The organism is Candidatus Pseudomonas adelgestsugas (assembly GCF_004124255.1).
In the GTDB taxonomy this organism is placed as follows: domain Bacteria; phylum Pseudomonadota; class Gammaproteobacteria; order Pseudomonadales; family Pseudomonadaceae; genus Aquipseudomonas; species Aquipseudomonas adelgestsugas.
On the sequence record NZ_CP026512.1, the window covers coordinates 1,699,521 to 1,719,996 of the forward strand.

At 41.6% G+C, this 20,476-nt stretch carries 15 protein-coding genes and 1 pseudogene; 1 reads left to right on the plus strand and 15 read right to left on the minus strand.

Annotated features, from left to right (window positions below; all coding sequences use genetic code 11):
* Positions 1-75 precede the first annotated feature (75 nt).
* On the minus strand, positions 76-1,545 hold the full coding sequence (guaB, locus tag C3B55_RS04180; protein ID WP_129211721.1) for an IMP dehydrogenase: 1,470 nt from the start codon (positions 1,543-1,545) through the stop codon (positions 76-78).
* A 2,437-nt stretch (positions 1,546-3,982) separates the two neighbouring features.
* Here guaB and C3B55_RS04185 point away from each other — a divergent pair.
* On the plus strand, positions 3,983-4,798 hold the full coding sequence (locus tag C3B55_RS04185; protein WP_129211723.1) for a M23 family metallopeptidase: 816 nt from the start codon (positions 3,983-3,985) through the stop codon (positions 4,796-4,798).
* A 1,647-nt stretch (positions 4,799-6,445) separates the two neighbouring features.
* Here the strand turns inward: C3B55_RS04185 and C3B55_RS04190 are convergent.
* The 14 genes and pseudogenes from C3B55_RS04190 to iscU form a co-directional block, all read right to left on the minus strand.
* The gene (locus C3B55_RS04190) at positions 6,446-7,237 is read right to left on the minus strand and encodes an amidohydrolase (RefSeq protein ID WP_129211725.1); all 792 of its coding nucleotides are present in this window, start codon (positions 7,235-7,237) and stop codon (positions 6,446-6,448) included.
* Between the two features lie 1,031 nt (positions 7,238-8,268).
* On the minus strand, positions 8,269-9,687 hold the full coding sequence (der, locus tag C3B55_RS04195; protein WP_129211727.1) for a ribosome biogenesis GTPase Der: 1,419 nt from the start codon (positions 9,685-9,687) through the stop codon (positions 8,269-8,271).
* 114 nt (positions 9,688-9,801) lie between these two features.
* Positions 9,802-10,974 carry an outer membrane protein assembly factor BamB gene (gene bamB, locus C3B55_RS04200; RefSeq protein WP_129211729.1) on the minus strand — a complete coding sequence of 391 codons (1,173 nt, stop codon included), beginning with the start codon at positions 10,972-10,974 and terminating at the stop codon, positions 9,802-9,804.
* Position 10,975: 1 nt separating this feature from the next.
* The gene (locus C3B55_RS04205) at positions 10,976-11,608 is read right to left on the minus strand and encodes a YfgM family protein (RefSeq protein WP_129211731.1); all 633 of its coding nucleotides are present in this window, start codon (positions 11,606-11,608) and stop codon (positions 10,976-10,978) included.
* Between the two features lie 538 nt (positions 11,609-12,146).
* On the minus strand, positions 12,147-13,256 hold the full coding sequence (gene ispG / locus C3B55_RS04210) for a flavodoxin-dependent (E)-4-hydroxy-3-methylbut-2-enyl-diphosphate synthase (RefSeq protein ID WP_129211733.1): 1,110 nt from the start codon (positions 13,254-13,256) through the stop codon (positions 12,147-12,149).
* A gap of 2 nt (positions 13,257-13,258) precedes the next feature.
* Positions 13,259-14,227: a RodZ domain-containing protein gene (locus C3B55_RS04215; protein ID WP_129211735.1), complete on the minus strand. Its 969-nt coding sequence runs from the start codon at positions 14,225-14,227 to the stop codon at positions 13,259-13,261.
* Between the two features lie 778 nt (positions 14,228-15,005).
* Positions 15,006-16,154 (minus strand): 23S rRNA (adenine(2503)-C(2))-methyltransferase RlmN, encoded by a 1,149-nt coding sequence (rlmN, locus tag C3B55_RS04220; protein ID WP_129211737.1) that lies wholly within the window; start codon positions 16,152-16,154, stop codon positions 15,006-15,008.
* A gap of 46 nt (positions 16,155-16,200) precedes the next feature.
* Complete coding sequence (gene ndk, locus C3B55_RS04225) at positions 16,201-16,626, minus strand: nucleoside-diphosphate kinase (RefSeq protein WP_129211739.1); 426 nt, start codon at positions 16,624-16,626, stop codon at positions 16,201-16,203.
* A gap of 93 nt (positions 16,627-16,719) precedes the next feature.
* The gene (gene iscX, locus C3B55_RS04230; protein ID WP_129211741.1) at positions 16,720-16,920 is read right to left on the minus strand and encodes a Fe-S cluster assembly protein IscX; all 201 of its coding nucleotides are present in this window, start codon (positions 16,918-16,920) and stop codon (positions 16,720-16,722) included.
* A gap of 14 nt (positions 16,921-16,934) precedes the next feature.
* Complete coding sequence (fdx, locus tag C3B55_RS04235; RefSeq protein ID WP_129211743.1) at positions 16,935-17,276, minus strand: ISC system 2Fe-2S type ferredoxin; 342 nt, start codon at positions 17,274-17,276, stop codon at positions 16,935-16,937.
* 3 nt (positions 17,277-17,279) lie between these two features.
* Positions 17,280-19,090, minus strand: a pseudogene (gene hscA, locus C3B55_RS04240) (Fe-S protein assembly chaperone HscA).
* Positions 19,091-19,109: 19 nt separating this feature from the next.
* Positions 19,110-19,664: a co-chaperone HscB gene (hscB, locus tag C3B55_RS04245; protein ID WP_129211745.1), complete on the minus strand. Its 555-nt coding sequence runs from the start codon at positions 19,662-19,664 to the stop codon at positions 19,110-19,112.
* An 8-nt stretch (positions 19,665-19,672) separates the two neighbouring features.
* On the minus strand, positions 19,673-19,996 hold the full coding sequence (gene iscA, locus C3B55_RS04250) for an iron-sulfur cluster assembly protein IscA (protein ID WP_129211747.1): 324 nt from the start codon (positions 19,994-19,996) through the stop codon (positions 19,673-19,675).
* 30 nt (positions 19,997-20,026) lie between these two features.
* Entirely contained in the window at positions 20,027-20,413 is a 387-nt protein-coding gene (iscU, locus tag C3B55_RS04255; protein WP_129211749.1) for a Fe-S cluster assembly scaffold IscU, read from the minus strand.
* Between the last annotated feature and the right edge of the window lie 63 nt (positions 20,414-20,476).

The window sequence follows — 20,476 nt, forward strand, 5'->3', positions numbered from 1 at the left end:
TTTTTATATCATTAATAATGAATAGTTTAAAGCTGAAAAAATAATCACTGCTTACTTAACATCTAGCTGGACGCCTCAGCCTACGCGGTAGTTCGGTGCCTCTTTAGTTAGCTGTACATCGTGGACATGGGATTCAACAATACCGGCACCAGTGATCCGAACAAATTCTGGCTTAGTACGCATTTCTTCAATATCAGCACTACCGGTATAACCCATTGAAGAACGCAGGCCGCCCATCAGCTGATGAATAATCGCGCTAAGAGAGCCTTTATAAGGTACACGGCCCTCGATACCTTCCGGTACAAGTTTCTCAGCACCCACTAAAGAGTCCTGAAAGTAGCGATCAGAAGATCCTTGCGCCTGGAACATGGCACCCAGTGAACCCATGCCACGATAAGCTTTATATGAACGCCCCTGAAATAGTTCAATCTCGCCTGGCGACTCTTCAGTACCAGCAAACATCGAACCTATCATTACGCTTGAAGCACCAACGGCAATAGCCTTGGACAGGTCACCAGAAAAACGTATACCACCATCAGCAATCAAAGGAATACCCGTGCCTTCAAGAGCAAAGACGACATTAGCTATAGCACTGATTTGCGGCACACCTACACCAGCGACAATACGCGTTGTACAGATTGAACCTGGGCCAATACCAACCTTCACTGCATCTGCACCAGCTGCAACTAAAGCCTTGGCTGCTGCTCCGGTGGCTATATTACCACCAATAACTTGCATGTTAGGAAAATTTTGTTTGACCCAACGAACGCTATCGACTACTCCTTTAGAATGACCATGGGCAGTATCGACTACTACTACATCAACACCATTAGCCACTAGGGCTGAAACGCGATCACCAATATCTTTACCAGTACCAACCGCAGCGCCAACGCGCAAACGACCTTGGTCATCCTTGCTAGCTAACGGGTAAGCCTTAGCTTTTTCGATATCGTTGACGGTCATCATACCTTTGAGAGCAAAATTATCATTTACGATCAGCACGCGCTCAATTCGATGTCTATGCAGTAATTTACGTACGTCGCTCTTGGCAGCACCTTCTTTAATAGTAACTAAACGCTCCTTGGGTGTCATGACTGCGCGAACAGTAACTGCAAGACGACTCTCAAAACGCACGTCACGAGAAGTGACGATACCGACTAGATCTCCAGCGTGTAGCACTGGAACGCTGGAGATGTTATGCATGATGGTTAAATCGAATAAGTCACGTACAGTAGCGTCGGCGTCGATAGTGATTGGATCTTTCACCACACCTGCCTCATAACGCTTGACCTTACGCACTTCAGCAGCTTGCTGCTCGATAGTCATGTTCTTGTGGATAATGCCAATGCCGCCTTCCTGGGCCATAGCGATGGCTAAGCGGGCTTCAGTAACGGTGTCCATAGCAGCTGATACAAGAGGAATATTTAACTCGATGCCACTAGTTAGGAAGGTCTTGAGACTAACTTCGTTAGGAAGTGCTTCGGAATAACCTGGCACTAAGAGAATGTCATCGAATGTTAGAGCTTCTTGACTGATACGCAGCATCACTAGGGCTCCCAAGCAAAAAATACAGTTTTGCCATTATAGACATGATACCTTTAGATTCAATGTATAATTTTGGTAAAACAATACCAACAAACAAATTCACGCTAAGTTTTAATCTAAATAATATTTAGGTTTATCTAGCCGGTAAATGCATCAAGAAATTTTTCTTAAACATGCCTTAGTCTAGTTTTTGAAGTTTAGTTCTAGGTGGCAAGCCTAGCATTCACGACGAAATTAGAGAGATGAATTGATGCCAACTTTAATATGCGCAAAGTAGATAGATACAATAGATAAAATTACCAGCGCGACTGATATCAGATCTTTCAGCACCTTGCACGCTAAGTTTTAATTGCAGGCTGCAGGTAGTTAACTTAACATCCAGTAATACAAAGTCTATTGCATGAGCTACTTAAAACGTATGAGTGACCTACGCAAGGCTAGGCAACAGCAATGCGGCATGCCATATATAAGTTATTCGAACACTTATGCTGATAGCTAAATTAATACCAAACTGTAATAGCTCCTAACCAGATAGCTAAACTCCGATATTATTATAATAATATAGCTATATTATTTCTCCGAAACAAAGCTTGAATAAAATACTAACCATTTCCATATGGAGTCATATGATTACATTTACCAGTGCGGTAATGACTAAAAGAAGTACGCTTAGTGTCATTTTATATAGTGAATACTACTTACTGACTACATGTGCCTAGCTAAATCTAGCTCTAGCGCTTAGACGTGTGTTGGTAGACTAGTCTACCTCAAGTAGTTTGTCTAAAGACGCAATATTTATTAGACACTACCACTAAAAGGTAGCACAGGTAATGTCTTGTAAAACTATGCAATTGCAACTGATTTAGGTCTGATTCGGCATGATCTTGCTACTGATATCCACAAAAAAACATAGCCACGCTACTATGCACTTTGATACCTACGACCAAAACTGCTTTGGTACCGCAATCCAAACGCGTACAGACACTAAGTATACTAGTCAATCAATTCTGTACAGCTTTACATGAATGTCCATGCATCCATGCAATATAGCTTATGATTAAAAATTTTTACCCGCCTGGGTCCTGACTACGAAATCATGACTATGGGTCAGCTTAACAAGCTGCGCTGGTGTTGCTTAAAAAATACTCACTAATATCTGTCTCGTAGATAGGATTTTTCATCCTAAACATCCATCCTCTAGATATGTATATTTTATACCTAAGTATAGCGATATCTAGATATAATTAACGCACTGTTTCGCAATAATGTCGCGCTGACTTACCGGACGTTTAAAAAATGGCCTAGCAGGCAAAGTACATAACAACAGTTGGCTACTCAATAATCTTGACAACTATCAGTTAGTCTTAGATACCATCAAGCCAATTAATGATAGTATGCTGCATTAGGTACCTGAAAGAAAAAAGCTTAGCGCTATGAGACTATTTAGCTCCCAAACATAAAATACTGCTGCTAGCTTATATCCGAAGCGATTTAATATAATTGGCTCACCAGACTTCACGGTTGACTCAGAAATTTATCGTTGTTGCTTTACGACCGTACATAGAACGTTAAACTAATGCTAAATACCGACGGTAACATACACTCATAAGCCATATCGCAGATTATGTACGCTTTCAAGTTGGTTAACTTACGCGTAAGTAACGTGTTAATCCGTGGCTCCTGAACGACGGTTTACTGAAAAACCATACTAGCGATTCAATAAAAAACTACGGCTCATACTGATAATGCCTCCACTATACTAATTAAGAACACCATCGGCTATCAAGCAGACATGTCAATCAGTAATTTAGCGGAAATATGCACTCCTCTGCACTATCATTTGCAACTGGATTGCCTGCATTAAAAACCAACAACTTAATGTGCCAAGTTAAAACTTGGCACCTCTGCTGCTTGGTGATGCTGCTGCATAATCACCTCAGCTATAACTGTTTATGCTTCTTGCTCTTAAAAGAGCTATAGCCTATCACCTACGTCACCCTCCCTCAGCAAACGCCTAAGTCAACAGAACAAATTACTTAGATGAACAAGTGTATACATTCCTATTATGTCTTCAAGCACAATCTTTATGTTGATCGCTAACGCTTAATCCACCTATAAATCAAACTTACTAGTCAGCACTATATTTCATTAACTTTGCTGGATTAGTGTCTAAATAACCTTATTGGTATTGCAATACACAAAAGCTTGAGAGAACGTAGCGTAAATATACTAAGTGCAAACAGTGAAAAGCTAGTCTACTAACAACCGCATAGCCACGTCTCCAGAATTATAGTGGAAAACATAGCCATGACAATCCACAACGCTTAACAAACTAACACCTACAAACACTTGACAGCATGCTGCAGTAACAGTTCATTGCAAATGCTAGTGAAAGATAATTATAACACCAGTCATTTTTTCATTATTGGATTGACTAATGCTACACCCACTTAGCTTACTCATGCTATTTAGCCTCACCTTTAATATCTATGCTGATAGCTATATCAGTCGGCTACTGAATAAATCGGTGCCTGGTGGAGTCGCAGTAGTCGATCTTGGCATTTCAGTAGCGGCACCTAAAGGCACCTATCAAAATAGACCAGTGCTCGTGATAAAAGAACAAAACAACTGGATAGCAATTATCGGGATTCCCTTGACCGTTAAACCAGGCACTCAATACATTATTAGTGGTGGGCAACACTTACAATTTATGGTAGGCCATAAAAAATACCCTGAGCAACATATCACCCTGCAGAATAAAAACCAGGTAAACCCAGATACGATGCAACTCAAACGCATTAATGGCGAGTTAGCTATACAGCGTCACGCTTACCGTAGTTTCAGCCCTAACACGCCAAACAACTTTTCACTAGACAAGCCTGTCGCCGGGACACTATCTAGCAAGTTTGGCGTACGCCGTTTCTTTAATGGCGAAGAACGTAACCCACATTCTGGTTTAGATTTAGTAGTGGATGCCGGTACACTAATTAAAACATCGGCTGCCGGTAAGGTTATTTTGACGGGCAACTACTTCTTTAATGGCAAAACAATATTTGTCGACCATGGCCAAGGCTTGATTAGTATGTTTTGTCATATGTCGACAATCAATGTAAAAGTCGGCGACCAACTAGCACGCGGCACATTGATTGGCAAGGTCGGCTCAACTGGTCGTGCAACTAAGCCACATCTGCATTGGAGCGTTAGTCTTAACGATGCACGAATAGACCCGACAATCTTTATAAACGCATTTTAGCTATAATATATTCAAATATGCAATTTATACAAAGCGCGGAACTTGATTAATTATTACTCTGATTTCAAGTATAAAATATTTTTATTTAGCTTAAATATTAGAGTTTATTGCAAATTTTTTTAGAATGCGTGCCATTTTCACCACAATAGTTGTGGTTAGACTTACGCGGGGACCGTAACATCCTTATCCAGTTACACTCAAACTACTGCTTGTGCCTAATAAGTACTTCCTTTGAAGTACTGCGTGTTTCCTGCAATAGATATTTCAAATCATACCTAGCCGTTAAACAAAAAAAACCGAAGCACTGACTTAGTATAACTTCAACCTACGTAATAGCAACTATTTACTAATCGCACCAATGGATGCAGTAAAACTACTTTTCTAGAAACTCTAGTAGAAATCAGTATAAACGAAATCAAAACATCATGCTTAGCTGTAATCGTAAACCGACTTAAACTTTGTACGCAATGTGATCGAAAACAACTACATCCCTAAATGGATTTCCGTCCAAGTATGAATCTATAGTCGTGAAAAATTGATTCAACTTACCTTCGAATGGCTGTGCGTAGCCACAAGGCCATCGTGCATTTGTATAATGTCACCTCGCTATCTTTCCGCCGTATTATATTCAACCAAAAACAGTAACGGTATCAAAACTATCGTGATCAATGCAGATTAATTATTTATTAAATAAGCCGCTTGGCAACCGGAAACCAAGTAGACTTTCAGATACTCACCGGAAACTTTCATTGCCATTAAATTGGAGTTCACTAAAAAAATCTGTAACGCAATGATCGAAGTGTGGTGTCCGATGCCTAAGCACATGATTATTCTCAACCTACTAACTACTTGTCAAGCATGCTAAGCCGAACATCGTAGCGCTAGCGTTACAAATATTAGGCTAGGCCTGATGGGTGATGCGCTGATCATGTCAAAGCCTGTTTATTTAGCAACGATAAGCGTACTGATAACATAGACTTAGTCATTATAGCCTTAAACATGTATACTTAGGACCTAACTAACAGCTAAACTTCTCCTACATCGACGGTGCACGTAAAGTCATAGAAGAACGCAACCAGATGCAGATATACCAAAGTCATCTATATGTAGGCGACCTAGTACGCACTATATGTTCAAACTCCTACCAAGCTGCAATCAGCAAAGCTTTACACAGCAAAATATAACGTACTGTGCAAAGCACAATAAAATTAGAAGTCTTTAGCAAAAGCTATGGTAAAACCAACTTAGGCTGGAATCTTCATGGTTACGGTATGCTAGAGACGCTGGTTGCAACCATACCGATCAAAGTTGATATAATAAATCTCACAACAAATACACGATTAGCGCTAACACTACTTCAAACTATACAGTTTATATTAAGCAACGCTTGAATAGCGAACACTCAGTCCATGGTATGGGTATTGAAAATATTATCAAGACCTGCTTTGAAGCGGTGTTAGCGCGCTAACACCGATTATTGAGTAAATTAGACGCAATAAATAGCATAGCTTAGCGACTACAGTTAAAATGCCTGAAATTAAAATTTCAAATGGTTTTACCGGTGGGCAAGCAAAAAACTCAGGAACCCATGAAATTTCTTGTAATATACAAGATTTTTACTGTTTAAAGACCAGGAATAACTGTCTTTTATAATAACTGAAATTTATCAGCATCCAACTTAACAGGAAATCTGATACGGTATTTCGCTAATTCTACTGCATTCAAGCATGAACTAAACACTACTTCAGCATTTCCTGCATTCAACAGCGTATCACCTTGGAAATCTAATATTTGGCTATCACCGGTATAGGTCAAACCATTGCCATCAGTACCGACTCGGTTTAACGCTGCTACGTAGCAAAGGTTTTCAATAGCCCTAGCCGGCAGCAAGCGATTCCAATGATGGCGCCTAACTCCAGGCCAGTTAGCAATATATAAAAGAAGATCTGTATGATGAATATCATAACTCCATACAGGGAAACGCAAATCATAGCAAATCAGTGGACGAATCCGCCAACCATTCAACTCAAACAGCATCTGATACTCGCCTGGCGTATAATAATTAAGTTCTCCGGCCATGCGGAACAAGTGGCGCTTATCATAATGTAATACCTCACCATTAGGTTGTGCCCACAATAAGCGATTACGATGACTACCATCTGCAACATGGATAATCACGCTGCCAGTAATCACTGCATTATACTTGGCTGCCTGAACTTGCAACCATTGATAAGTAGGACCATTTTCTGGCTCTGCCAGGGTCTTCGATGCCATGGAAAACCCGGTAGTAAACATTTCTGGCAGCACAATTAAATCAGCATCTTTAGTTTGTTCCAGCAGTAACTCAAAATGCTTTAAATTTGCTTGGCGATCATGCCACATAAGTATGGTCTGAACTAAAGCAATATTTAAGTTTGGCAATGTACTTAAATCATGCATATTTTTTCTGCTGCTTATTGCAGCGTATTCTTGCATTTACGCAAAATATAGACGCACTCCTTAGCGCAGAGCTTTGTAGATGTCGACAGAATATCGACATCAGAATTAGCCTGACATCGTATTCATGGAATAATCTACAGTGATATAACCACGTTATCCAAGGCCAGGCAAATAAGTGAGTAATCTTCTAGATAGATTGATAACTAGAAACAGGTTCCAGTTACTGTAGTCAAAATGAAGCTTAATAACTTCAGTCAGTCGCAGAATAATGCATGGTGTAACTTTTTTAAAGAGCTGATAACCCACTCGTTATATTCCTGGTATTCTGACATGCAACCAACTAAGGCACATAACAAACTGATTCAATTGTAAAAAAGTGGAATATTGATGTTATTTTATGCCGCTCAACTATTATTGTTGGTAATACGACCAAGTCGGCCAGTTTTATAGCCAATAAATAGTGCTTGCCAAAAACTGGTCTTTTGCCCTATAAGGTGTAAATTCATATCACTTCTCACAGGCTCTAGTTAGTTGACATAAGGTATGCTATCTATATTCGTAGAAATTTATTTCTAAACATGTAAACACAACTGCTGGATCGCGTAGAAAATCGTCTTAATTATGTTAGTGATAATGATCACTATGATAGCTATAATTACAGTAGCATTCATAATGGCTATAAACTAAATTTGTCGCTACTTATTAGCGTAGTACTAGCAAAGTAAAATTATCAATATGTACCGGTATAATAAATAGCAGTATATTTATCTGCCAATTCAGGCAATGCGTCAAGACGATTGCAATCAAGAAATCTATTGTATGAGCTGGACTCTCCTGTTTTCGTTAGTGATTTGTAACGTAGTAGTCAAATACTTTTACCGAACATTCAGCTGTTTACTAGTGATTATAGTGGTACTGAAAGGTTTACTAAAAACCTAAAGCTGCCTACTGCGAAGATTGAGAGCATAATCTAACGCATACAAAATAGCTTATCAAGAACTGTTTTTAAGAACATTTTTCTCAGGTAAATATTAATGTTTACCTTGACGCTTTTTATTGACCTGGCGGTCAGCCAATGCGTTATATTGGCTTTCATATGGGTTTTCACTATTTTTAAACCAAATACGAATTGGCGTACCAACTAAATTTAAGACACGACGGTAAGTATTTTCCAAGTAGCGCATGTATGATTTAGGCACTTTTTCAAGCTGATTACCATGTATAACAATAATCGGTGGGTTAACACCACCTAAATGAGCGTAGCGCAGTTTAATTCTGCGTTTATTGACCGTTGGCGGCATGTGCCAATCAACAGCATCTTCAAGGATCCTCGTTAAATAGTTAGTTGGCCAGCGGGTAACTGCAGATCTAAACGAGTTCTGTATGGATGGATAAAGGTTACTTACTCCTGCGCCATACAGTGCTGATATAAAATGAATATCAGCGAACTCGACAAAAAATAAACGACGCTGTAGCTCAATCTTAACAAAATCGCGCCTAGACAGCGTCATGCTGTCCCACTTATTGATTGCAATCACTAGAGCGCGACCAGCTTCTATGGCAAAATCTAATAAGTGAAGGTCTTGATCTACCGCGCCTTCTCCAGCGTCTATCACAAAAATCACTACATTAGAGTCTTTAATTGCTTGCAGAGTTTTAATTACAGAGAATTTTTCAACTTCATCGTGGATCTTGCCGCGCTTACGCACACCAGCAGTGTCGATTAGCGTATACCTCTCGCCTTGACGATCGAACTGGATGTAGATACTATCGCGAGTAGTACCAGGTTGTTCATACACGATTACTCGGTCTTCACCGAGCATGCAGTTAACTAAAGTCGACTTGCCTACATTAGGGCGGCCAATAATAGCAATCTTGATAAGATCCGTTTTACTTTGATTATAAATACACCCAACTTCTTTGCTTTCGACAACTATCTTTTTTTCTTCGACGTCACTCTTAAAAAAGTCGCGCAAGGCGATTTCTAGCATTTTAGTTATGCCATACCCCTGAGTGGCAGCAATAGGAATAGCGTCGCCCATGCCCATATGGCTGAATTCGGTACAAACCTGCTCAGGATTAATATTATCCGTCTTATTGGCAACCAAATAGAAACATTTATTATGCTTACGCAGGTGTTCACCAATCATCTGGTCAACAACTGTATAACCTACATGAGCGTCTACCAATAGCAATACAACATTCGCTTCTTCGATAGCCAGCAGCGACTGTGTAGCCATTCTTTTATCCATGCCGTGTTCATTGCCAAAGATACCACCAGTGTCTATAATAATGTAAAAACGCCCTTGCCACTTTGCTGAACCATAGTGCCTATCACGAGTAAGACCAGACAGGTTTCCTACAATAGCGTCGCGAGTTCTAGTTAAGCGATTAAACAAGGTAGACTTCCCTACGTTAGGGCGACCTACTATGGCGATTACGGGAACCATAGGGCTCTCCACTTTATTTTTTCAAAAAATATAAAAGCCGCTGCAGGCAGCTACTAATTTTTAGGGCAGCAACATTTAAATACCACATACCAAACTAAACTTGGCGATTAGCTTTTACCCAGAAGCATCAGTTATTGATTTGATAGTCATGGCTTCCAGCTTTCCACTATTACCAAATACATACAGTATATTACCTATAACTAGCGGACGGACACGTAAACCATCGCTATCAATACATTCGCGGCCGATAAGACGACCGTCTAACCGACTCAGCAAATTCAGGTAACCTTCAGCATCACCTACTGCTACATAGCTGGAGAACACCGCTGGTGCCGACAGTTGACAATAAGCTAAAGAGTCGCTACTCCAAAGCGTTGCATTAGAATGCTCGTCAACACTTTCAACAATGCCAGAAGCTAAACTTACGTAAATTTTACCAAACTCTTGAGCAATACCAGCATAACTAGAAGCATCACGATGCCAGTTAATACGCCCACTTTGTAGATCCAATGCAGCAACACGACCTTGATAGGTCGCCACATAAATGGTTTCACCCACAAGCAGCAAAGCACCATCAATATCTACAATACGTTCTAGTTCAGAACGACCTTGAGGAATAGCGACCCTAGTTTCCCAGACCGGTATATTGTTCTGAATATCTAGGGCAACTACTTTACCGGTCGACAAGCCGACAACAGCTAAGTTATCAATTACAATCGGACTACTAGTGCCGCGCAATGTCAACACTGTTGGTGTGCTGTCGTATGACCAGCGGTGTTTGCCAGTGGCGGCATCCAAAACAATCACACAGTCATCCTGAGTCTGTACTACGATAACGTCGCCATTAGTAGCTGGCGCTGCAAGCACTTCCCTAGTCACGCAAGTACGCCACTTCTCTTCGCCAGTTGTTGAGTCTAAAGCTACTACATCACCTTTCAGTGTACTTATTAGAACCATACCGTAACCAGCACCTACACCACCGGAAACCGGTAATTCGAGATCTTTTTTCCATTTAACGTCACCATTCATGTAATCCATAGCCATGATTACGCCAGTGGCGTCAGTGACTACAATATTGGTACCGTCAATTGCTGGCTGCAATAGATTATATAAAGCGCCCTGGCCGTCACCCACGTATCGGCTCCACTGTTTCTGTAAAACTACCGTTTCTGTAAATCTGATCGGCACAGCTAGAGGCAATTTTATTGCACTGTTACTGCTGCAACCTGCAGCTAAAACAGTTAGCATGGCCAAAAAAATTAATACTGCATATTTCCAGCAGCTCATGCTATGTATCTCCTTTGGCTAGGTTATCTAGCTTAATTTGCAATACACCAACCGCCGATTTATCAGACAACTCTGCTTGGGCTGCTTGGTATGCAGCATACGCTCCATCTAAATCACCAATTTGGACTAGCAGGTCGCCCTTAAGCTCTTCACAAGTAGCTGTAAATGTCTTGTCAGAATGACTACTTAATAGTTTGAGTGCCTCATTAGTCTTGTTCTGTGCCGCTAACACCTTAGCTAAACGATGACGTGCAATTTCACCCAAGATCGACTTTTCGCTAATAGTCTTCAGCTCAATAACTGCATCATCCAACTTGCCAGTATCAACTGCTACTTTCGCGACGAACAAGCTACCATACTGAGCATAGGTACTATTACGAAATTCATGTTTTAGCTTGTCAACTTGACTAACTACCTGGGCTAAATCTAGCTTATCATCTAGTATTAGCATAATTTCCAACAATTGCTGATAGGTGGTCGAGGCATTCCTAGATTGATTAGCTTGATATTGGTACCAGGCTTGCCTACCAAACACCACCACTAAAACAAATAGACCGCCAATAACTAAAAGTTTACAGTTACGCTTCCACCAGTCCTTGAACTCTGACAGCTGATCATCATCAGCGCTCAACATTGCAGTACCCATTAATTATTAAATTCAGTTAGTCAGCCATCTACATGGTGCAAGATGTAGATGATTAAATATGCAATTAGCGCATTAACATTAATGCTATGTTACTCACCATGACCGCACATATGTTTAAAACTCATCATTTTTTTGAATAAACTAGTGATTGCCAATCAATGACTCATACGGTGTATACTTTATTGAGCATTTTGAAATGACTATTAAAGTTGCTGGCATTAACAGTAATCTGCAAACGTAAATTCTGTGACTAATTATAAATTTTTTAGCGCGCCAACCAATATGTCTTTAGTACTAGAGTTATTAGTGTTCAGCACTTATGATAGAGTACTGCTTAAAAAGCATTAACTGTATCTGTTTCACTTATCTAAGTAAGATGCTAGGTATTCGACTATAGCTTCTATGTTTTGATGACTACTAAATTATAATATGTTCCAGCACAGCAACGTGCACGCGGCAACAGAATGTCATGTATACTATGTATAACCTGCAGAGATTTGCTAAAATAAAATTTATAGGTTAGTTCTTAGTTAAGCGTAATCAGATTTGCGTCAGCTATTGCCTTTTCGGCTGCTTTCTTGCGGATTAACTTTTCCAAATCATTCACTAGACTATTATTAGTCAACTTGTGTGACGGTTTACCATCGATATAAATAAGATTAGGTTTACCACCAGTTAACCCTACGTGAGCCTCTTTAGCTTCACCGGGGCCGTTAACTACGCAACCGATCACGGCTACATCTAGCGGCACCAATAGGTCTTCGAGGCGCAACTCGAGCTCACTGATAGTTTTCACTACATTAAAATTTTGTCGAGAACAGCTCGGGCAGGCAATAAAGTTGATACCACGGGAACGCAGACATAGTGATTTAAGAATATCATAACCAACATTCACTTCCTCTACGGGATCTGCTGCTAAGGAGATACGGATAGTATCTCCAATGCCTTCGGCAAGCAACATACCAATACCTACCGCAGATTTTACTGTACCTGAACGTAAGCCACCAGCTTCAGTGATACCCAAGTGTAACGGCTGCATAATTTCCTTTGCTAGTAGGCGATACGCTTCTACTGCTATCAATACATCGGAAGCTTTTACACTAACCTTAAAGTCATGAAAATTTAGGCGCTCAAGGTGTTCAACGTGGCGTAGCGCTGACTCAACTAGTGCTGCTGGGGTAGGTTTGCCATATTTCTTTTGTAGGTCTTTTTCTAGAGAACCAGCATTAACGCCTATACGAATTGGAATGCCGCGGTCACGGGCAGCATTCACTACTGCACGCACACGATCTTTACGATCAATATTGCCCGGGTTAATGCGCAGGCAATCTACACCAAGCTCAGCTACACGCAGTGCAATTTTATAATCAAAATGAATATCGGCAACTAAAGGCACCTTGACTAATTTTTTGATACAACCGAATATTTCGGCAGCTCTCATATCCGGCACTGATACCCGTACGATATCCACACCAGCAGCTTCCAAACGGTTAATCTGGACAACTGTGGCAGCGATATCATTAGTGTCGCTATTAGTCATGCTTTGTATAGCGATAGGAGCATCACCACCTATTGGTACCGAGCCAACCCAGATCTTACGCGATACACGACGTTTAATTAGATATTCGCCACGCATAACTATTGTCCTAACTTTAAACTAGCAGTCTCGCCGCTGGTAAACGGCATCACATTTACAGAATGCCCATTATAGGCGACTTGCGCGCCACGGGCAAAGCCTAAACGCAATGTTAAAGGTGGTTTACCGCCTTGGTAAAGAGTATCCCCTTTATGCTTCAGACCACTAAATAACACTTGACCATTATCATCAGTTACTTTTGTCCAGCAGTCAGCGATAAAGGTAATTTGGATATACCCATCATCGGAGATCAATACAGGCGTGGCTGGCAGCAAAACTGCTGGCGCTGCTGTGGCGACTAATACGGTCGCAGATAAAGCCGACTCTAGAGCAGTTCGCATATGCATCTGAGCAATAGGGATAGTAGCCGTTGCAGATAAAGCTGGAGCTGAAACTACGGCGATTATAGCTGGCGCGGCGACTGATTCCAGCTTAACTTGTTTCTGGATAACTGCCTGATCTTTCGGTTCATACAGCGAATGTATTCGCGTAGCGCCGTCAACGCTTTCAACCTCAACGTGTTCAATGGCGTTGTTAGTGATATCTTTGCCGCGCTGGGAGGCTTGCTCTTGCCACCAAACAAAACCACCACCGATCACAACAATTAGTAACAACAGGCTAAATATACGCAGAATAGTGTGCAAAACCCGCGCTGGCTCTTCAATACAACTCAATCCATGGACATTGCTACCATGAGAATCAGTGCCAGTGAATTGGTCAAATTCTTGTACCAAAACAGTCTGATTGATGCCCAACAACTTAGCATAAGCACGGATATAGCCACGAGCAAAAGTATGCCCAGGTAACTTATCAAACGCACCAGCTTCCAGGTAACTTAGCGATATGGCAGTTAAATTAAGCTTTAGAGCTACTTCTGCCAGCGACCAACCATTGCTTTCACGTGTTCGACGCAAAGTCTCGCCTGGGTTTATACGATTAGCTGCTATAACTTCCTGGTGCACCGCTTTCATCATTGCTCCGACAGGTATTGCTGATCTTTTAGCATACCGGCATACCGGCATATGATATAAAATTATTTAAATTGCTAAATAAAATTGGTAGCCGTGGAGCTTTATGTATGAATTGTCATTAGACGCATACCGAACAACAATACTGCCCACAAGTCTACTTGCTGTAGCAAGCTACAAAATTCTTATATAGTTTTATGTACAAGCATATAATGTATATCGACAGACAACTAAGATAGTTAATTCAATTGACTAGGAATTATTAATAAACAAGGCTATTCCAATTGTTCACAGGAGTTTTTGCTATAGCTAGTTATGGCACATAGAAGCAATGCTAAAATTATTGAATACCTATAAACGCTGAAACTCAAAGGTATATTAGCACTAACTTGCTAGAGGCAACTGGGAAGCTTGATCATAAAATTCATACGTAAACAAGAAGCTGCCATGGCTGTTTAGTAAACATAGCCAGCAAGGATAACTAGCTCGCTATTTTATGCTCAACCTGCGTGCAAAGTACTAAGGGTCAGTATAGCCACATCATAATCAGCACCGCCCAGTTAGGCGATATGATCTTTTTTAACAGCGTCCATAAGTTTATTGGTTTATACCTTAGCCAGGCAACCTTGTACACCAGATGCATATCAGGCACTACGCATCTTGCTATAACTCTTTGCAGTTTACAAAAAAGCCTAGCGTTACCAGATGAAACATGAACCACAACTAGTAGGCTAAATAACAAGTAAATATAACCCAGGCGTCAGCACTTAAAGATATTATCTCAGATTTGATTCAAAGTAATTTGCTGCATATCTTTGGTGACGTTCACTTTATGCATTGTGATATAATTTTCACTGCGGCTCGTGCGATCTATTATTTGTCCTACTAATTGGCCACAAGCAGCATCGATGTCTTCACCACGGGTAGTGCGGATGGTGACGTTGTAGCCGGCTTGGCGCAGTCTATTCTGAAAACGTCGAATGGCATTGTTACTCGGTCGCTCATAACTAGAATACGGAAACGGGTTAAACGGAATGAGGTTAATCTTGCACGGAATATTCTTGAGCAGCTCAATCATCTCAACTGCGTGTTCGATTTTATCATTTATATCCTTGAGCATAGTATATGCAATAGTCAGCATACGCTTATTACCTAAAGTTGCCATGTAACGTTGGCAAGATTCCAACAGAATCTTAAGCGGATACTTTTTGTTGATAGGAACTAATTGGTTACGCAGTTTGTCATTCGGTGCATGTAGCGATAACGTTAAAGAAATATTAATATGCTCAGATAACTTATTCAGCATTGGCACCACACCAGAGGTTGACAGAGTTAAGCGGCGCTTAGGGATACAGTAACCAAAATCATCTATCATTAAATGCATGGCAGCCACAACGTTATCAAAATTTAATAGCGGCTCACCCATACCCATCATTACGACGTTAGTAACAACACGATTAACTCCTGTCTGGACACCGCTAAAAGATTTGTTGGCAAGCCATATTTGACCGATAATTTCATCGACGGTGAGGTTGCTATTGAAGCCTTGCTTGCCAGTAAAACAGAAGCTGCAGTCTAGGGCACAGCCCGCCTGTGATGAAATACATAATGTGCCTCTTTTACCCTGTGGAATATATACTGTCTCCACACAGCTTCCAGACGCTACCCGCACCAACCATTTACGAGTACCATCGCTAGAAATGTCTTCACTGACAACTTCTGGGCCACGAACCTCAGCAATGATCTTAAGCTTGTTGCGTAGAGTTTTACTAACGTTTGTCATGGCGTCGAAATCGTCGATACCAAAATAGTGAATCCATTTCATTACCTGAGCGGCACGGAAACGTTTTTCCCCTATTAAATCAAAGAAATGTTCCATTTTCTGTTTAGTCATACCTAACAAATTGCTTTTAACAGTAGATATAGTCATAGATTTATTTTTACTCTATTAAGCCGATACCCATATCAACCTACGCTTAGCGAGCGTTCACTTCAGTAACAGCAAAAAAGTAAGCTATTTCGCGAGCAGCAGAAACTTCCGAGTCAGAACCGTGAACGGCGTTAGCATTAATAGACTCAGCAAAGTCAGCGCGGATTGTGCCAGCTGCTGCTTCTTTGGGATTGGTCGCACCCATTAACTCACGATTCAAAGCGATAGCATTTTCGCCCTCTAGAACCTGAACAACAATAGGACTAGAAATCATAAAAGTAACTAGATCACCAAAAAAAACACGAGCCTTATGCTCAGCATAAAATCCTTCAGCTTCAGCCTTAGACAGCTGTGTAAGTTTTGAAGCTATAACCTTTAAGCCGGCTTTTTCGAATCTAGTAGTAATCTCACCAATGACATTTTTTACAACAGCGTTAGGCTTAATGATAGAGCAGGTACGTTGAACAGCCATAGTATAATTCCAAAAAAACAGTAATCTATAAAAAATTCAGTCAGTAAATCATATGCTGATTCTGAAGCATCATTTAATTACGTAAGAAAAATATCAGTCATGTTCTTCTTGCCAAGCAATCTGGATAGCTTCTAAAATTTTTTCACTACTACGATTTTTCTCATCCTCAAACTCTGACAACGACATAACCATGTCACGCAAAACTACAAAATTTATTGAATATGGATTCAGATCTGGATTACGAGCGTTCAGCAGAATAGCTATCTCTTGCACATCAACCCATTTAAGATTCATGATACTTCCTTCAATTAATGAAGAATTTCGGCTGCATGGTTAAGCGAATATTTTGGGATTTCGACGGCAATATCTCCAAGACCAATTTTTGCCTGACAACTTAAGCGAGAAGTTATCTCTAGACCCCATACGCAGTCTAATAAGTTTTCTTCCAACTCATCCGCTTCTTCAAGAGATTGAAAACCCTCACGAATCACACAGTGGCAAGTAGTACAAGCGCAAACACCACCGCATGCACTTTCAAGCTCGATGTGATTGTCATGGGCAACCTCCAGTATAGACTGGCCAGTCTCAGCCTCTACAACCATACCGTCTGGACAATGCTTAGCGTGTGGAAGAAAAATAACCTGCGGCATTAATTACTCCTCAATTTTATTCAAGTGATGCCTAGCTAGCATCGCTTTTACCATTTGATCTATGCGACCGGCAACAAAGGCATTAATTACTTGCGAAAGTGCTTCATCTATTATTCGATAACATCACGCTATCGTTGCCGTTCATCTGCACAGCTAATCTCTACATCTGCAAATCAATATCGATGCATTCTTCAAATGCGCTAAGCATCAACTTGTTGCCCGCGTAATACACTAGTGAACTTGTCGTCATCAGCGTATTTAAACGAACCATTCAACATTTCAGCAATCTTGCTATCAGTCAGGCCACAGGACGGCTTAACCTGAATTCTAGTTTCAACGCCAGAGCTTAACTCACGCGCAGATACACTAAGCAAACCGTCAGCATCAACCTTAAAAGTTACACGAATCTTCGCGGCACCTGCGACCATAGATGGAATGCCGTGCAATTCAAAACGCGCTAGAGAGCGGCAATCATCGATTAACTCGCGCTCACCTTGCAGCACATGAATCATGATGGATGTTTGACCATCTTGATGAGTCGTAAAATCTTGAGTACGGACTACAGGGATGGTGGTATTACGTGAAATGATTTTTTCCATAAGACCGCCCATTGTTTCTAAGCCTAACGACAACGGGATCACATCGAGCAGCAATAATTCGCCACCTTCGCGCTTATTACCGACTAAAGTATTGGCCTGGATCGCAGCGCCAATAGCAACGACTTGATCCGGGTCAATTTCAGTCAGCGGCTGACGACCAAAGTCTTTAGCTACAGCTTTTCTAACAAGTGGTATCCTGGTTGATCCGCCAACCATTACTACAGCAGCTATGTCTTTTAATCCAACACCTGCATCACGAACAACACGACGACAAGCCTTAAGACTACGAGCTATCATCGGCTCAATCAGCACATCGAAGACTGCGCGAGTCAGCTGAGCTGACCAACCACAATAGTAAACGTCTACAGAAATAGCATCAGTTAGCGCTTCTTTAGTAGAACATGCAGTTTCCAGCAGATTCCGCTGTGCGCTAGGGCTTAAGTCAGTGGATAAACCAGCACTAGTGATGATCCAGCCAGCAATAGCATAGTCGAAATCATCACCGCCCAAAGCGCTATCACCACCTGTGGCTAGCACTTCGAAGACACCACCAGTCAAGCGCAAGATAGAGATATCAAAAGTACCACCACCCAGGTCATATATAGCAATCACACCTTCAGCGTGATGATCCAGACCATAGGCCACTGCCGCTGCAGTCGGTTCGTTTAGTAAACGTAGCACGTTGACACCAGCGAGCTTTGCTGCATCTTTGGTAGCTTGGCGCTGGGCATCATCAAAATACGCCGGAACCGTAATTACCGCACCGATTAATGCGCTGCCCGATATGCTTTCCGCACGAAAGCGCAGCACCTTAAGTATATCAGCAGATACTTCTATCGGGCTTTTGGGACCCTGAACAGTATTGATAAGCGGCATATGGAATTCACTGCTAACAAAGTGGTATGGCAAACGACTACCTAATTGCTTAACATCGGATAAACTACGACCCATCAATCTCTTCACCGATAACACGGTATTCAATGGATCTAAAGACGCTGCTAACTTAGCTGATTTGCCAACCTCAATGCGATCAGAGTGATAGCGCACAGCAGATGGCAGAATCACCTGACCATCAGAATCTGACAGTGGCTCAGACAGGCCGCCACGAAAGGCAGCCACCAAGGAATTGGTGGTGCCTAGATCAATCCCAACCGCTAGACGACTCTGGTGCAGTTGAGAGCTTTGGCCAGGTTCGGCAATTTTTAGTAGAACCATAGTAATCAGATCTTATTCTTTATGTCGGGCGTGTATGTATAGCAGCATCTAGCTCATCGTCGAGGTGCTCTTCCAACTGATGCACTTCATGGGTAAGCTTGTCTAAAAACTGCATGCGTCGCATCAAGCATTCAGCATGCTGACGTTGCGCTGCATTATCCCAACAAGCTGCGAAGCTTTTGTTAAGTTCGTTCTGAGCTACTTTTAAAGTATGCTTGAAGACTGCAAGACCTGCTAAATTAGTTTCACTCTGCAAATCTTCCAGCTCTTCATGCCACTGCATCTGCTGCATTAGGAAGTCCGGATCATGCACTGTTACTTCGATTGGTAACTTGTCACCATTCATTGCAAGCAAGTAACGCGCGCGCTTAGTTGGACTCTTAAGGGTTTGATAGGCTTCGTTAAGGCTAGCCGATCGCTCTAGCACCAAGCGCTGCTTATACTCGGAAGCACCAACAAAGAGGTCCGGATGCACCTCAAGCGCAAGTTCTCGATAGCGCGTGGCAAGCTGTTCAAGGTCTAGCCAAAAGCTCTGCTGAAGATCAAATAAAGCAAAATAACAAGGCATACCCACAAATAGCCTCAAATATTGAAGCTTTCGCCGCAGCCACATTCGCCACGTACGTTTGGGTTGTTAAACTTAAAGCCTTCATTTAATCCTTCCTTAATAAAATCAAGCTCAGTATTGTCCAGATAGGTTAGGCTTTTGTGGTCAATAATCACTTTCTCGCCATGACTTTCAAAGACCTGATCCTCAGCAACCACCTCATCAACAAACTCCAGCATATAGGCAAGGCCAGAACAACCAGCAGTGCGAACCACCAGGCGAACACCTGCACCTTTACCACGCCTATCCAGAGAACGTCGCACGTGCCTGGCAGCAGCTTTTGTCATACTGATAGCCATCGTTAACTCCTTACTCGTCAATAAAATCCATTAGATCAAGCCTTTCTTCTGCTTGTAATCGCGAACAGCCGCTTTAATAGCGCCTTCTGCAAGTACGGAGCAGTGAATTTTTACTGGTGGCAGAGCCAGTTCTCCAGCTAGTTGGGTATTGCTAATAATGACAGCCTCATCCAAGGTTTTACCTTTCATCCGCTCAGTAGCGAGGGAGCTAGAAGCTATAGCTGAACCGCAACCATAAGTCTTGAACTTGGCATCTTCAATAACACCAGCGGCATTCACTTTGATCTGCAAACGCATCACATCTCCACAAGCCGGAGCGCCCACCATGCCAGTGCCAACATCAGGGTCTTCTACATTCATCTTGCCTACGTTACGCGGGTTTTCGTAGTGATCAATGATCTTTTCACTATAAGCCATGGTACTCAATCCTCACTTATCAGGGTAGCTATGGAAATCTGTAAAAACACCTGCATTTTTGCT

Excerpts from the sequence above, each read along its gene's own strand:
- guaB (WP_129211721.1), bottom strand. The coding sequence starts at position 1,545 with ATGCTGCGTATCAGTCAAGAAGCTCTAACATTCGATGACATTCTCTTA.
- C3B55_RS04185 (WP_129211723.1), top strand. The coding sequence starts at position 3,983 with ATGCTACACCCACTTAGCTTACTCATGCTATTTAGCCTCACCTTTAAT.
- C3B55_RS04190 (WP_129211725.1), bottom strand. The coding sequence starts at position 7,237 with ATGCATGATTTAAGTACATTGCCAAACTTAAATATTGCTTTAGTTCAG.
- der (WP_129211727.1), bottom strand. The coding sequence starts at position 9,687 with ATGGTTCCCGTAATCGCCATAGTAGGTCGCCCTAACGTAGGGAAGTCT.
- bamB (WP_129211729.1), bottom strand. The coding sequence starts at position 10,974 with ATGAGCTGCTGGAAATATGCAGTATTAATTTTTTTGGCCATGCTAACT.
- C3B55_RS04205 (WP_129211731.1), bottom strand. The coding sequence starts at position 11,608 with ATGTTGAGCGCTGATGATGATCAGCTGTCAGAGTTCAAGGACTGGTGG.
- ispG (WP_129211733.1), bottom strand. The coding sequence starts at position 13,256 with ATGCGTGGCGAATATCTAATTAAACGTCGTGTATCGCGTAAGATCTGG.
- C3B55_RS04215 (WP_129211735.1), bottom strand. The coding sequence starts at position 14,227 with ATGAAAGCGGTGCACCAGGAAGTTATAGCAGCTAATCGTATAAACCCA.
- rlmN (WP_129211737.1), bottom strand. The coding sequence starts at position 16,154 with ATGACTATATCTACTGTTAAAAGCAATTTGTTAGGTATGACTAAACAG.
- ndk (WP_129211739.1), bottom strand. The coding sequence starts at position 16,626 with ATGGCTGTTCAACGTACCTGCTCTATCATTAAGCCTAACGCTGTTGTA.
- iscX (WP_129211741.1), bottom strand. The coding sequence starts at position 16,920 with ATGAATCTTAAATGGGTTGATGTGCAAGAGATAGCTATTCTGCTGAAC.
- fdx (WP_129211743.1), bottom strand. The coding sequence starts at position 17,276 with ATGCCGCAGGTTATTTTTCTTCCACACGCTAAGCATTGTCCAGACGGT.
- iscA (WP_129211747.1), bottom strand. The coding sequence starts at position 19,996 with ATGGCTATCAGTATGACAAAAGCTGCTGCCAGGCACGTGCGACGTTCT.
- iscU (WP_129211749.1), bottom strand. The coding sequence starts at position 20,413 with ATGGCTTATAGTGAAAAGATCATTGATCACTACGAAAACCCGCGTAAC.